General features: G+C 64.3%; 17 protein-coding genes. 16 read left to right on the top strand and 1 reads right to left on the bottom strand.

The genetic code is table 11. The annotated features are described in order from the left end of the window. Positions 1-7: 7 nt before the first annotated feature. From VA599_RS03475 to VA599_RS03440, 8 genes are all read left to right on the top strand, one after another. A complete protein-coding gene (locus VA599_RS03475) occupies positions 8-331 on the top strand; it encodes a metal-sensitive transcriptional regulator (protein WP_021476678.1) in 324 nt (107 codons plus the stop codon). Positions 332-389: 58 nt separating this feature from the next. Continuing rightward, a complete protein-coding gene (locus VA599_RS03470; protein WP_166440158.1) occupies positions 390-689 on the top strand; it encodes a hypothetical protein in 300 nt (99 codons plus the stop codon). 156 nt (positions 690-845) lie between these two features. After that, positions 846-1,223, top strand: a complete 378-nt coding sequence (rpsF, locus tag VA599_RS03465; protein WP_021476675.1) for a 30S ribosomal protein S6 — start codon at positions 846-848, stop codon at positions 1,221-1,223. A gap of 18 nt (positions 1,224-1,241) precedes the next feature. After that, a complete protein-coding gene (gene priB / locus VA599_RS03460; protein WP_021476674.1) occupies positions 1,242-1,541 on the top strand; it encodes a primosomal replication protein N in 300 nt (99 codons plus the stop codon). A gap of 5 nt (positions 1,542-1,546) precedes the next feature. Beyond that, a complete protein-coding gene (gene rpsR, locus VA599_RS03455; protein ID WP_011137185.1) occupies positions 1,547-1,774 on the top strand; it encodes a 30S ribosomal protein S18 in 228 nt (75 codons plus the stop codon). A gap of 22 nt (positions 1,775-1,796) precedes the next feature. After that, positions 1,797-2,246: a 50S ribosomal protein L9 gene (gene rplI, locus VA599_RS03450; RefSeq protein WP_021476673.1), complete on the top strand. Its 450-nt coding sequence runs from the start codon at positions 1,797-1,799 to the stop codon at positions 2,244-2,246. Between the two features lie 122 nt (positions 2,247-2,368). Beyond that, positions 2,369-3,277, top strand: coding sequence for a GNAT family N-acetyltransferase (locus tag VA599_RS03445; RefSeq protein ID WP_346787679.1), 909 nt, complete (start codon positions 2,369-2,371; stop codon positions 3,275-3,277). A gap of 86 nt (positions 3,278-3,363) precedes the next feature. Next, on the top strand, positions 3,364-4,674 hold the full coding sequence (locus tag VA599_RS03440; protein WP_104947943.1) for an anaerobic C4-dicarboxylate transporter family protein: 1,311 nt from the start codon (positions 3,364-3,366) through the stop codon (positions 4,672-4,674). 1 nt (position 4,675) lies between these two features. On the opposite strand, the gene VA599_RS03435 is transcribed toward VA599_RS03440, so the two are convergent. After that, complete coding sequence (locus VA599_RS03435; RefSeq protein ID WP_021476670.1) at positions 4,676-5,005, bottom strand: DUF2322 family protein; 330 nt, start codon at positions 5,003-5,005, stop codon at positions 4,676-4,678. Between the two features lie 747 nt (positions 5,006-5,752). On the opposite strand from VA599_RS03435, the gene VA599_RS03430 reads away from it, so the two are divergent. The 8 genes from VA599_RS03430 (at position 5,753) to ugpQ (ending at position 13,803) form a co-directional block, all read left to right on the top strand. After that, on the top strand, positions 5,753-6,328 hold the full coding sequence (locus VA599_RS03430; RefSeq protein ID WP_346787678.1) for a GbsR/MarR family transcriptional regulator: 576 nt from the start codon (positions 5,753-5,755) through the stop codon (positions 6,326-6,328). Next, entirely contained in the window at positions 6,325-7,671 is a 1,347-nt protein-coding gene (locus VA599_RS03425) for a cytochrome ubiquinol oxidase subunit I (protein ID WP_346787677.1), read from the top strand. Before VA599_RS03430 ends, VA599_RS03425 begins: the two co-directional genes overlap by 4 nt. Beyond that, complete coding sequence (locus VA599_RS03420; protein ID WP_021476667.1) at positions 7,668-8,678, top strand: cytochrome d ubiquinol oxidase subunit II; 1,011 nt, start codon at positions 7,668-7,670, stop codon at positions 8,676-8,678. The genes VA599_RS03425 and VA599_RS03420 overlap by 4 nt, the downstream gene beginning before the upstream one ends. A 177-nt stretch (positions 8,679-8,855) precedes the next feature. Beyond that, complete coding sequence (gene ugpB / locus VA599_RS03415; RefSeq protein ID WP_021476666.1) at positions 8,856-10,184, top strand: sn-glycerol-3-phosphate ABC transporter substrate-binding protein UgpB; 1,329 nt, start codon at positions 8,856-8,858, stop codon at positions 10,182-10,184. Between the two features lie 57 nt (positions 10,185-10,241). Next, positions 10,242-11,123, top strand: coding sequence for a sn-glycerol-3-phosphate ABC transporter permease UgpA (gene ugpA / locus VA599_RS03410; protein WP_021476665.1), 882 nt, complete (start codon positions 10,242-10,244; stop codon positions 11,121-11,123). Next, the gene (ugpE, locus tag VA599_RS03405; protein ID WP_346787676.1) at positions 11,123-11,962 is read left to right on the top strand and encodes a sn-glycerol-3-phosphate ABC transporter permease UgpE; all 840 of its coding nucleotides are present in this window, start codon (positions 11,123-11,125) and stop codon (positions 11,960-11,962) included. Before ugpA ends, ugpE begins: the two co-directional genes overlap by 1 nt. A 13-nt stretch (positions 11,963-11,975) precedes the next feature. Then, the gene (locus VA599_RS03400) at positions 11,976-13,088 is read left to right on the top strand and encodes a sn-glycerol-3-phosphate import ATP-binding protein UgpC (protein WP_346787675.1); all 1,113 of its coding nucleotides are present in this window, start codon (positions 11,976-11,978) and stop codon (positions 13,086-13,088) included. Beyond that, on the top strand, positions 13,051-13,803 hold the full coding sequence (gene ugpQ, locus VA599_RS03395; protein WP_346787674.1) for a glycerophosphodiester phosphodiesterase: 753 nt from the start codon (positions 13,051-13,053) through the stop codon (positions 13,801-13,803). Before VA599_RS03400 ends, ugpQ begins: the two co-directional genes overlap by 38 nt. The last annotated feature ends 3 nt before the right edge of the window (positions 13,804-13,806 follow it).

Raw genomic sequence — 13,806 nt, 5'->3', positions numbered from 1 at the left:
AACCGTCATGGGCGATACACATTCTCCCCAGGAGTGCTGCCATGAGGCGGCGCAGGCCGAACGCAGCGTGGTGCAGCCCGGCAAGGCCGCGCTGCTGAAGCGCCTGGCGCGGATCGAGGGCCAGGTGCGCGGCATCAGCGGCATGATCGAGTCCGACCGCTACTGCGTGGACGTGCTGACCCAGGTGGCGGCGGTGAAGTCGGCGCTGGACGCGGTGGCGCTGCAGTTGCTGGAGAACCACATGAAGGGCTGCGTTTCGCGCGCGCTGCAGCAGGGCGACGCCACCGGCATGGTGACCGAACTGATCGATGTGGTGAAGAAGGTGCGTTGAGCCCAAGTCTTGAGCAAGCCCGCGTTCGCGGGCTTTTATTTTCTTCGGGGAGTTGGCAATGAAAAAATTGGCATGTCTCGCGCTGCTGTTCGCCGGCGCCGCCCACGCGGCGCCGATTCCGTTCGAAACCTACATCAAGCTGCACAACGGCATGCTGGAGGCCGAAGTAGTGTCCATGGTCGGCGCGCCCGATTACAGCAGCGACAGCAATCAGGGCCAGTTGACCGGCGGACGGGTGACGACCGTTTCCACAACCCGCCAGCTGTCCTGGCTGGCCAACGGCCAGATTCCCTACACCACCATCGTCACGCTGCGCGACGGGGTGGTGGTGGATATCAAGCGCGACAAGAAGTTGTAAATCCGCCGCGTTTTGCCGGCGCAGCGCGTGGATGTTCCTGAATTAACGCGCTTAAAGTTTGCCTAGCCGCAGCAAAGTGCGTAGAATGCTGCGGTTTACTACCTTGCCTTTCGCAATCGCATGGCGGAAGGCTACGAATAGCCAAAAGGAGTTCACATGCGCCATTACGAAATCGTGTTCATCGTGCACCCGGACCAGTCCGAACAGGTCCCGGCCATGATCGAACGCTACAAGGGTATGGTTCTGGCCGCCGAAGGCAAGATCCACCGTCTGGAAGACTGGGGCCGCCGCCAACTGGCTTACCCGATCCAAAAGCTGCACAAAGCTCACTACGTTCTGATGAACGTTGAGTGCCAGTCGGAAACCCTGGCCGAGATCGAGCACGCCTTCAAGTTCAACGACGCTGTTCTGCGTCACCTCAGCATCAAGCTGGACCGCGCCATCACCGACGCGTCCCCGATGATGAAGGACGAAAAGGCTAAAAACCTGCTGGACGCCCAGCAGCCGGCAGCCGAGGCCGAAGCTTCTGCCTAATAGGCAGAGGTAACGGACTTGCAGAACCGTCTGGTATTGACCGTCACGGTTGAACGCGAGGATGCGCTGAGATACACGCCCGCCGGCTTGCCGGTAGTGGAAATGTGGCTCAAGCATCAGTCTAGACAGACAGCTGGCGGATTCGAACGCGATGTGGCCTGCGATATACAGGCCGTGTGGATAGGCGACGACGCCCGGAAACATTCCGGGAAACTGGCGGGACAGGTGATCAACGTCACCGGATTCCTCGGCCAGCGCAGTCTGCGCAATCCGCGGTTGGTACTCAATATCGAATATGTTGAATTTGTAAAAGGTTAGTCAAAATGGCTCGTCAACTCTTCAAGCGCAAGAAGTTCTGCCGCTTCACGGCAGAAGGCATCAAGGAAATCGACTACAAATCCGTTGATCTCCTGAAAGATTTCATCGCCGAAAACGGCAAAATCATCCCGGCTCGCATCACCGGTACCAAGGCTCGCTACCAGCGTCAGCTGACCACCGCTATCAAGCGTGCTCGCTTCCTGGCTTTCCTGCCGTACACCGACCAGCACTAAGACCGGGAAAGGAACTTAAAAGATGCAAATCATTCTGCTCGAAAAAGTTGCCAACCTGGGTCAACTGGGTGACGTGGTCAACGTGAAGAACGGCTTCGCCCGTAACTTCCTGATCCCGCAAGGCAAAGCCAAGCGCGCTACCGAAGCCAACCTGAAAGAGTTCGACGCTCGCCGCGCCGAACTGGAAGCCAAGCAAGCCGAAATCCTGGCCGACGCCAAGGTTCGCGCTGAGAAGCTGAACGAAGCCGTGATCACCATCGCCCAGAAGGCGGGTGTGGACGGTCGTCTGTTCGGCTCCGTGACCAACGTGGACGTGGCTGAAGCCGTGACCGCGTTCGGCGTGGAAGTGAAGCGTTTCGAAGTTCGCCTGCCGAACGGCCCGTTCAAGGCCATCGGCGAGTACGACATCGAGATCGCCCTGCACCACGACGTGGTTACCCCGATCAAGATCGTTGTGGTCGGCGAAGCTTAATTCCTGTTTCAGGAATCTTCGAAAAGCCCGCTTCGGCGGGCTTTTTTACGTCTGGTGAAAATATGGTTGCGCATCGCAACCTGTATCGCTTATGGTTGCGTATCGCAACTTTAGAGAGATGCATGATGGACGAGCGGGAGCTGCGCGCCTTGTCGCGCGACATCGTCAGGGAGCTGGGCATGCTGGCCGGTCGCTGCGGCGAGGTGGAGCTGAGCCCGGTGGAGGCGCACCTGCTGATCGAGCTGGAGGCGGGGCCGGCCAGCAATCAGCAATTGGCCGGCCGTCTGCGGGTGGACAAGTCCAACAGCAGCCGGCCGCTGCAGAGGCTGGCCGAGCGCGGGCTGATCGCCTGGCTGGCGGACCCGGCAGACGGCCGCAGCAAGCAGGCCGAGCTGACCGGCCAGGGCCGCGACTGGCTGCGGCGCCTGCACGCGGCGATGGACGCCGACATGGCGCGGGTGCTGGCGCAGCTGGACCCGCCGGAGCGGGCGGCGCTGGAGGACGGCTTGCGCGTCTATCGCCGGGCGTTGCTGCATGCCGACCGGCAGCGGGGCTATGCGATCCGCCCGCTCGAGGCGGCGGACAACGGCGCGCTGGCGGCGCTGATCCGGCGGGTGTCGGCCGAGTACCGCCTGGGCGAGGGCTGCAGCTTCCTTGATCCGCAGCTGGATGCGCTGTTCCAGGTTTACGACTGGCCCGGATCGCGCTACCTGGCGGTGATCGTCCCCGACGGCCGGCTGCTCGGCGGCGGCGGCATCGCGCCGCTGGCGGGCGGCTCGGCTGGGGTCTGCGAGCTGCAGAAGATGTATTTCGATGCGGCGCTGCGCGGACGAGGCCTGGGACGGCGCTTGCTGCGGTTGTTGCTGGAAGAGGCGCGGGCGCGGGGCTATCGGCAGTGTTATCTGGAAACCACCGCCGCGCTGGGCGAGGCGACGGCGTTGTACGCGTCCGAGGGCTTTGTCCGGCTGGACGCGCATTGGGGCGATACCGGCCATGGCGCTTGCGAGATCGCGATGGCGCGCGATTTGTAGGAATATCAGAATACCCTGATCATGGACAATCCGCGGATGTTGGCTTATTGCGACAATATGAGCCTGACAATGCAGAAAGTCGCATCATGGTATACCTGCAACTCGTAGTCGTGCTGGGGCTGATCTTCCTCGGCGTGCGCATGGGCGGCATCGGGCTGGGCGTCACCGGCGGCGCCGGCCTGTTCATCCTGACCTTCGTCTTCGGCCTCAAGCCAGGCCACGCGCCGATAGACGTGATCCTGATCATCATCTCGGTCATCACCGCGTCGGCGGCGCTGCAATCGGCGCGCGGGCTGGATTACATGGTGGGCGTGGCCGCGCGGCTGTTGCGGCGCAATCCCCGCCACATCGTGCTGCTGGCGCCGCTGGTGGGCTGGCTGTCCACCTTCCTCGCCGGCACCGGCTTCATCGCGCTGGCGCTGATGCCCATCGTGGTGGAAGTGGCCGAGAAGACCGGCATCCGGCCGGAACGGCCGTTGGCCGGCCTGACCGTGGCGTCGCAGAACGCCATCGTCGCCTGCCCGGTATCGGCCGCCACCGTGGCGCTGGCCACGGTGCTGGCGCCGCACGGCGTCGCGCTGACCGACATCATCATGATCAGCATCCCGGCGACGCTGCTGGGCGCGCTGGCCGGCGGCGCGGTCATGTTGCGCTACGGCTGCGAGCTGGCTGACGACCCGGTCTACCGCCGCAGGCTGGAAGAAGGGCGCGTCAGCCGGCCGCAAACCAGCTCGGACGAGGCCTTGCCGCGCACCGCCGCCTGGTCGGTATACGGTTTCCTGCTCACCGTGGCGCTGATTGTATGCCTGGCCGCCATGCCGCAGCTGCGGCCGGCCTGGCCTGGCGCCAAGGGCATGGAGCCGGTGGCGATGGTGGATGTGATCCAGATGTGCATGCTGGCTTATTCCGCGCTGGCGGTGCTGGCGTGCAAAGCGGATCTGCAGGCCATGGTTTCGGGCAGCATGTTCCGTTCCGGAGCGGTGGCGGCGGTGACCATCCTGGGCGCGGCGTGGATGAGCGACACCTTCATCCAGGCCAATCTGCCGCTGTTCAAGCACAACATCGTCGGCATCATCGAATCGGCGCCGTGGCTGTTCGCCTTCGCGGTATTCACGATGGCGGTGATTCTGTTCAGCCAGGGGGCCACCACCAAGGTGATGATGCCGTTGGGGGTGTCGCTGGGCATCGCGGCGCCGGTGCTGATCGCCATTTATCCGGCGGTGGTGGGCGTCTATGTGCTGCCCAGCTATCCCAGCCTGATCGCCGCGGTGGAGATGGACTACACCGGCACCACCCGCATCGGGCGCTGGGTGTTCAACCACAGCTTCATCGTGCCGGGCCTGGTGAGCACCGCGGTGTCGATCGCGGCGGGGTTCGGGCTGATGGCGCTGCGGTGACTCAGTCTTCGGCCTTCAGCACCAGGCGGGCGCGCAAGCCGGGCGCGCCTTGTTCGGCGATGGCCAGCAGGCGGTCGATATTGGGATGGCTGCCGGGATGGGCGCGGGCGGAGGCGGTGTGTTCGGCGAACAGCTCCAGCCCCTCGCGCGCGGCCTTGCGGTCGATGTGGCCGTGGCGTTTGACCAGCGCGTGGTAGACGCGCAGCGAGCCGGCGGTGCCGGGCAGGTTTTCCAGCCGATGCATCGCTTCGCCTTCCGGGTTGAGCAAGACGATGGCTTCGATGCCGTCGGTGGCTGGCAGGGTTTGCAGCAGGTCCTGGAACGGGGTCATGGTCATTCTCCTTGTTATGTGTGTTGCCTGTCCGTCTAGGATAAGGGCTAAAGATGACAGTTCTAGTGGACGGCATTCATTAAACTGACAGCAAGTGTTAACGAATGTTTCATATTGGTGCGTTTTTAATCGGCCTTGCACCGTAATGGTGCAATTTTTGACGCAAGGCCTTGATATGTTTGTTTGAAACGATGTTTTCAAACGTAGTGCGGGCTGGCACGCTGTTTGCTTTATGCATCCGGAGCTGTGAGCAGGGTCGGGAGACCCGCGCGCCAGTCTGCAAAGGGGAGGATGAGAGCGGCAAAGCCGCCCTTGAACGGGGTTGTCGAAGAGGTAAGCTTCGACAACCCCGATTCATTTTAACGGCTCCGGTTTGCGCCGGCGGCTGGCATTGTCTAAACCTGTTCGAAGGATGGAGCGGGGGCGCGCTGCTTGCGAGGCGGGCATCCGGCAAGGCGAGGAGAGCTATCGGGAGTCGGGCGGACGGGCAGCGAAGCGCCGCCAATCAAGCCGCGCTGGCGCGCGCGGCCTGCCGCTGAAACGCGGGCGCGGCGTATTGCCAACGGCATCAAAGCGCGGGTTTTCACGATCAAGGCCATGCCATGCATGGCCTTTTTTGCGGCCTTATTCATGACGATGGCTTGCGGTCAAGCCTACAGATCAGACTTTGTTCATCTTGACCCGAACTATATTCGGCAACTATGATTCATATCAAAGTTTCAGAAATTCCTGAAAGTTGAGAATGTCATGAATATTCCACCTCTGGTGCAGGCCTTCGTGCTGCACTTCGGCGAGATGGGCAGCCGCTGGGGCATCAACCGCACCGTCGGCCAGATCTACGCCTTGTTGTACGTATCGGAAAAACCGCTGAACGCCGACGAGATCGGCGAGGCGATAGGCTGTTCCCGCTCCAATGTCAGCATGGGGCTGAAAGAGCTGCAGTCGTGGCGGCTGGTCAAGCTGCAGCACTTTCCCGGCGACCGCCGCGAATACTTCTCCACGCCGGAGGACGTGTGGCTGATCTTCAAGACCCTGGCCGAGGAGCGCAAGAAGCGCGAGGTGGAGCCGACGCTGACCATGCTGCGCGGCGCGATCATGGAAAGCCCGGCCAGCGAAGCCGAGCAGCACGCGCAGGCCAGGATGAAGGAGATGTACCAGCTGATCGAACTGGTCACCACCTGGTTCTCCGACATCCAGCACATGGACGTGGAAACCCTGCAGCGGCTGATGAAGCTGGGCTCGCAAGTGCAGAAGGTACTGCAGCTCACCCAATCCCTGTCCCGCCTGGGCAACCGCGATCATGATCGGGAGCATGCCGAATGATGACTGAAATCGATCCCGTCACGCTGGCGCGCATCCAGTTCGCCACCAATATCAGCTTTCACATCCTGTTTCCCACCATCAATATCGCGATGGCCTGGGTGCTGCTGTTCTTCAAGGTGCGTTTCCGCCAGACCGGCGATCAGGGCTGGATGGACGCCTATGGCTTCTGGGTGAAGATCTTCGCGCTGTCGTTCGCGCTGGGCGTGGTGTCCGGCGTGACGATGAGCTTCCAGTTCGGCACCAACTGGCCGGGCTATATGCAGACGGTGGGCAATATCGCCGGTCCGCTGCTGGCCTACGAGATATTGACCGCCTTCTTCCTGGAGGCGGGCTTCCTCGGCATCATGCTGTTCGGGCGGAGCCGGGTGCCGGAGAAGGTGCACACGCTGTCCACCTTGCTGGTGGCGGGCGGCAACACGCTGTCGGCGTTCTGGATCATCGCGCTCAATTCCTGGATGCAGACGCCGACCGGCCACGTGATGCGCGACGGCCGCGCCCATGTGCTCAGCTGGATTGACGTCATCTTCAACCCGTCGATGCCGTACCGGCTGACCCACATGCTGCTGGCCTCCGGCCTGACCGTGGCCTTCCTGATCGCGGGCCTGTCCGCCTACCGTTACCTGCGCGGCGAGCGCGGGCGCGGCATGATGGTGGCCTTGAAGACCGGCGTGTTCCTGGCCGCGCTGCTGATTCCGCTGCAGATGTTCGTCGGCGACATGCATGGCCTCAACACGCTGAAGCACCAGCCGGCCAAGCTGGCGGCGATAGAGGGCATCTGGCATACCGAGAAGGACGTGCCGCTGCTGCTGTTCGCGCTGCCCAACGCCGAAACCCGCAGCAACGATTACGCCATCGGCGTGCCGCAGCTGGGCAGCCTGATCCTCACCCACCAGTGGGACGGCGAGATCAAGGGCTTGAACGAGTTCGCGCAGCATCCGCCGGTGGCCAAGGTGTTCTGGAGCTTCCGCGTGATGGTGGCGATGGGCGGGCTGATGTTGCTGGCGTCGTGGCTGGCCGCCTGGCAGCTGAAGAAGCGCGGCGAACTGAACCCCAAGCTGGCGCGCCTGTTGGTGGCGATGACCTTCTCCGGCTGGATCGCCACGCTGGCGGGCTGGTTCGTCACCGAGATCGGCCGCCAGCCCTGGCTGGTGACCGGCATCCTCACCACCGCGCAGGCGGCGGGGGCGGCCACCGCGCCGATGTTGTTCACCTCGCTGGGCACCTATCTGACCTTGTACGCGCTGCTGCTGGCGGCCTATATCTCGGTGCTGTTCCATCTGGCGCGCAAGGCCGGCGCGCCTGAACTGGCGGCCGCCGCCCAACTGAAGGAGAAACTGGCATGAGCGAGGCTTATTACCTGCCGGCGGTATTCGCCGGGTTGATGGCGCTGGCGATGCTGGTGTACGTGGTGCTGGACGGTTTCGACCTCGGCGTCGGCATTCTGCTGCCGCTGGCCAGCGACGAGGAAAAGGATCTGATGATCGCGTCCATCGGGCCGTTCTGGGACGCCAACGAAACCTGGCTGGTGCTGGGCGCGGGCCTGCTGCTGGTGGCCTTCCCGCTGGCGCACGGCGTGGTGTTCGGCGCGCTGTACCTGCCAGTGCTGGCGATGCTGGTGGGGCTGATCCTGCGCGGCGTGGCCTTCGACTTCCGCGTCAAGGCGCAGGACCCGCACAAGCCGTGGTGGAACGCGGCCTTCGCCGGCGGCTCGATGCTGGCGGCGCTGGCCCAGGGCGTGATGCTGGGCCGTTATCTGACCGGCTTCGCCGACACCTCCACTTCCTGGCTGTTCTCGCTGGTGGTGGGCATCGGCCTGGCGCTGGCCTACGCGCTGCTTGGCGCTTGCTGGCTGGTGATGAAGACCCATGGCGGCTTGCAGGCCAAGGCGATACGCTGGGCGCAGCTGAGCCTGTACGGCGCCGGCACCGCGGTGGTGGCGGTGTCGCTGGTGACGCCGCTGGCCAATCCGGCCATCGCCGCCAAGTGGTTCGCGCTGCCGCAATTCCTGCTGTTGCTGCCGCTGCCGCTGGGCACGCTGGCGCTGTTCGTATTGCTGATCGCCTGCCTGCCCAGGCTGGCCCGCCGCCAGGCCGCCGGCAACGACAGCTTCTGCTGGCTGCCGTTCGCCGCCAGCGTCGGCATCGTGCTGCTGTCGTTCTGGGGCCTGACTTACAGCGTGTTTCCCGAGGTGGTGCTGGGCAAGATGACCATCTGGCAGGCAGCGGCGGACCCGGAGGCGCTATGGGTGATACTGTGGGGCGCCATCGTGGTGCTGCCCTGCATCATCGGCTACACCGCCTTCGCTTACCGGGTGTTCTGGGGCAAGGCCGACAAGCTCAGCTATCAGTAAGAAAGCGAAGGAAAAACAAAAAAGCGCGCCTGCACGGCGCGCTTTTTTTGCGGCTTCATTCCATTTTTGCGTCTTGATGCAAATTTAATGTCATATTATCGTAACGATACTGTCATTTTGCCCGGCCACAATCCGCCGCGTGAATGCCAGCCGCCATAACGATAAATGGAGAAGCCGATGTCCCGAGCCCTGTCCCCCACCTTACGCCGCGCCGCCGCGCTCGCGCCGCTGACGCTGGCCCTGTCCCTGCCGGCGCAGGCCGCCACCGAAATCCAGTTCTGGCATTCGATGGAAGGCTCGCTGGGCGACCGCGTCAACGCCATCGCCGCCCAGTTCAACGCCAGCCAGAAGGACTACAAGGTGGTGCCGGTGTACAAGGGCCAGTACGACGAGTCTCTGGCCGCGGCCATCGCCGCCTACCGCAGCGGCAACGCGCCCGCCGTGGTCCAGGTGTTCGAGGTGGGCACCGCCACCATGATCCAGGCCAAGAAGGCGGTCAAGCCGGTATACCAAGTGATGGCCGACGCAGGCGAGAAGCTGGACGAGAAAGCCTTCATCCCGGCGGTGGCCAGCTATTACAGCGACGCCAAGACCGGCCATCTGCTGTCCTTGCCGTTCAACAGCTCCACCCCGGTGCTGTACTACAACAAGGACGCGTTCAAGAAGGCCGGCCTGCCGGACGCGCCGCCCAAGACCTGGCCGGAACTGGCCGCCGCCGCCGCCAAGCTGAAGGCTTCCGGCATGCGCTGCGGCTACAGCACCGGCTGGCAGGGCTGGGTGCAGCTGGAGAATTACAGCGCCTGGCACAGCCTGCCGTTCGCCAGCCTGGACAACGGCTTCGGCGGCGCCGGCGCCACGCTGCAGTTCAATGGCCCGACCCAGGTCAAGCACATCGAATTCCTGGCCAAAATGGCCAAGGACGGCACCTTCAGCTACGCCGGCCGCAAGGACGAGGCCACGCTGAAGTTCTACAGCGGCGAGTGCGGCATCATGACCGGCAGCTCCGGCTCGCTGGCCAATATCCGCAAGAACGCCAAGTTCAACTTCGGCATGGGCATGATGCCCTACGATCCGGCGGTGAAGGGCGCGCCGCAAAACGCCTTGATCGGCGGCGCCAGCCTGTGGGTGATGGCCGGCAAGTCCCCGGCCGAGTACAAGGGCGTGGCCCGCTTCTTCAAGATGCTGATCTCGCCGGAAGTGATGGCCAAGTGGCACCAGGACACCGGCTACCTGCCGGTAGTGACCGCGGCTTACGATCTGTCGCGCAAGCAGGGCTTCTACGACAAGAACCCGGGCGCCGATATCGCCACCCGCCAGATGCAGAACAAGCCGCCCAAGTCCTACACCCGCGGCCTGCGCCTGGGCTACATGCCGCAGATCCGCACCGTGATGGACGAGGAGCTGGAAGAAGTGTGGACCGGCAAGAAAACCGCCAAGGCCGCGCTGGACAGCGCCGCGCAGCGCGGCAACGAGCTGCTGCGCCGCTTCGAGAAAACCGCCAACTGATCCCTCCGGAAACGGGCGCGCCGCAAGGCCGCCCGTTTTTCTCGATAGAGTCCACGCATGCAGAACCGCATTCATTTTTCCAATCGCTGGCTGGGCTTCGCCTTGATGGCGCCGCAGCTGGCGATCACCTTGATCTTCTTCCTGTGGCCCGCGCTGGAGGCGCTGTGGCAGTCGGTGCAGCAGCAGGACCCGTTCGGCCTGGACAGCCAGTTCGTCGGCCTTGCCAATTTCAGCCTGCTGTTTCATGACCCGCTGTATCTGGGCACCATCCAGACCACGCTGCTGTTCAGCGCGCTGGTGACCTTGCTGGGCACCGGCAGCGCGCTGATCCTGGCGGTGATGGCCAACCAGATCACGCGCGGCAAGCGCGTCTACCAGACGGTGCTGATCGCGCCGTACGCGATCGCGCCATCGGTGGTGGCGGTGCTGTGGCTGTTCCTGTTCAACCCCAGCCTGGGCTGGATCAGCTATCTGCTGCGCGAGGCTGGCTACGAGTGGAACCACGCGCTCAACGGCGGCCAGGCGCTGCTGCTGGTGGTGCTGGCCTCGGCCTGGAAGCAGATCAGCTACAACTTCCTGTTCTTCTACGCCGGCCTGCAGGCGATACCGGCGTCCTTGATCGAGGCCGCCGCGATAGACGGCGCCGGACCCTTGCGCCGCTTCCGCGACTTGGTGTTTCCGCTGTTGTCGCCGACCAGCTTCTTCCTGCTGGTGGTCAACCTGGTGTACGCCTTCTTCGATACCTTCGCGGTGATCGACGCGGCCACCGGCGGCGGGCCGGGCAAGTCCACCGAGACCATGATCCTCAAGGTGTACCTGGAAGGCTTCAAGGGCCTGGACCTGGGCAGCTCGGCCGCGCAATCGGTGGTGTTGATGGCGGTGGTTGGCCTGTTGACGCTGATCCAGTTCCGTTACGTGGAAAGAAAGGTGCAGTACTGATGGTGGAGAACCGCAAAGGGCTGGACCTGTTCTGCCACGCGATGCTGATCGCGGGCATGCTGGTGGTGGCCTTCCCCTTGTATCTGATGTTCGCCGCCGCCAGCCAGGACGCCGATCAGGTGACGCGGGTGCCGCTGTCGCTGCTGCCCGGCAGCCAGCTGTGGACCAACCTCGCCACCGTGCTGTGGAACGGCAGCGGCGGGTTGGCGGTGCCGCTGGCGCGCACGCTGTGGAACAGCTTTGTGATGGCGATGCTGATCGCGGTCGGCAAGATCGTGATTTCCTTCCTGTCGGCCTACGCCATCGTCTATTTCCGCTTCCCCTTGCGCAAGACCGGTTTCGCGCTGATCTTCGCCACGCTGATGCTGCCGGTGGAGGTGCGCATCTTCCCGACGGTGGAGGTGGTGACCAAGATGGGGCTGATCAACAGCTACACCGGCCTGACGCTGCCCCTGATCGCGTCCGCCACCGCCACCTTCCTGCTGCGGCAGTTTTTCATGACGCTGCCCAAGGAATTGATGGAAGCGTCGCGGGTGGATGGCGCGGGGCCGATCCGCTTCATGATCGACGTGGTGCTGCCCTTGTCGCGCACCAATATCGCGGCGCTGTTCGTGATCACCTTCATCTACGGCTGGAACCAGTATCTGTGGCCGCTCCTGGTCACCCACGATCCGGCGATGTCCACCTCGGTGATCGCGATCAAGGGCATGCTGGGCGAGGGCGCGGTGCAGTGGCATCTGGTGATGGCGTCCGCGCTCTTGACCCTGCTGCCGCCGCTGGCGGTGGTGATCGGCATGCAGCGCTGGTTCGTCAAGGGCCTGGTGGACAACGAGAAATGAGAAAGAGCGCCAAATGGCAAAACTGAGTCTGAAGAATATCGCCAAGCGCTATCCCGGCGCCGAGCGCCGGGTGCTGGAAGAGATTTCGGCGGAGATCGCCGACGGCGAGTTCGTGGTCATCGTCGGTCCGTCCGGTTGCGGAAAATCCACGCTGCTGCGGATGGTGGCCGGGCTGGAGAGCACCGAGGACGGCGAGATCCGCATCGGCGAGCGGCTGGTCAACCAATTGGAGCCCAAAGACCGCGACATCGCGATGGTGTTCCAGAACTACGCGTTGTATCCGCACATGACGGTGGCGGAAAACATGGGTTACGCGCTCAAGCTCAAGGGCCTGAAGAAGGCCGAGGTGATGGAGCGGGTGCTGAAGGTGGCGGCGGTGCTGGAGCTGGAGCAGCTGCTGCAGCGCAAGCCGCGCGAGCTGTCCGGCGGCCAGCGCCAGCGGGTGGCGATGGGCCGCGCCATCGTGCGCGAGCCGGCGGTGTTCCTGTTCGACGAGCCGCTGTCCAATCTGGACGCCAAGTTGCGCGGCCAGATGCGGCTGGAAATCCAGCGCCTGCACCGCCGGCTGGCCACCACCAGCCTGTATGTGACCCACGACCAGGTGGAGGCGATGACGCTGGCCGACCGCGTCATCGTGCTGAACAAGGGCCATATCGAACAGATCGGCGCGCCGGACGAGATCTACGACCGGCCGGCCACCACCTTCGTCGCCGCCTTCATGGGCTCGCCGGGGATGAATCTGTTCGACGCGCAGGCGGACGAGCGCGGCGAGCGGCTGCTGCTGGGCGACGGCGTGTCGCTGCCTCTGCCGGCGGCCAACCCGGCGTTGGCCGGCCGCAAGCTGAAGGCCGGCCTCCGTCCCGAGCATCTGCGCGCGGCGGGGGAGGGCGGCGAGGCGCTGAGCCTGCGGGTGGACAGCGTGGAGATGCTGGGCGCCGATAATTACGTGTACGGCCTGCTGGCCGGGCAGAACGTGGTGGCGCGGCTGGCCCACGGCCATCGGCCCGAGCCGGGCAGCCGGCTGGAAGTGACGGTGCGCGCCGAATCGCTGCACCTGTTCGACGCGGAAACACAGAGGAGAATCGAGCATGCCGCAGCATCCCAAGCAAGCCTGGCCGTATCCTGAGTTCGTCGCCCACCGCGGCGGCGGCACGCTGGCGCCGGAAAACACCATTGCCGGCTTCCGCGAGGGCATCCGCTACGGCTACCGCGCCGCCGAATGCGACGTGAAGCTGTCGGCTGACAACGTCTGCTTCCTACTGCACGACGACACCGTGGACCGCACCAGCAACGGCCAGGGCGAAGCCAAGTCCAAGACCATGGCCGAGCTGTCGCTGCTGGACGCCGGCGGCTGGAAGGGCGCGGCTTTCGCCGGCGAGGCATTGCCGACGCTGGCCAATGTGGCTGCGCATTGCCTGGCGCAGGGCATGCTGCTGAATATCGAGATCAAGCCCTGCCCAGGGCGTTTCGAGGAAACCGGCCGGCTGGTGGCGCAAGAAGCCGCGCGGCTATGGGCCGGCGCGGCGGTGCCGCCCTTGCTGTCCTCGTTCGAGATCGACGCGCTGCGCGCGGCCCAGGCCGCCGAGCCGGCGTTGCCGCGCGCCTTTCTGTGCGAGGAGGTTCCGGTGAACTGGCGCGCCATCCTGGCGGAGCTGGATTGCGTGGCGCTGCATTGCGACCACAAGACACTGACCGAGGCGCTGGCGCGCGACATCAAGGCCGCCGGCTACCAGCTGTTGTGCTACACGGTCAACGATCCGGCCGACGCGCGCCGCCTGCTGGCCTGGGGCGTGGACAGCCTGTGCACCGACAGGCTGGATCTGCTGCCGGCGCGCGGCTAACGT

It is taken from the genome of Chromobacterium indicum (genome assembly GCF_039708975.1).
Taxonomy (GTDB): domain Bacteria; phylum Pseudomonadota; class Gammaproteobacteria; order Burkholderiales; family Chromobacteriaceae; genus Chromobacterium; species Chromobacterium piscinae.
Note: the sequence above shows the minus strand (reverse complement) of the source record. Positions and strands in the feature narration are given on the sequence as shown.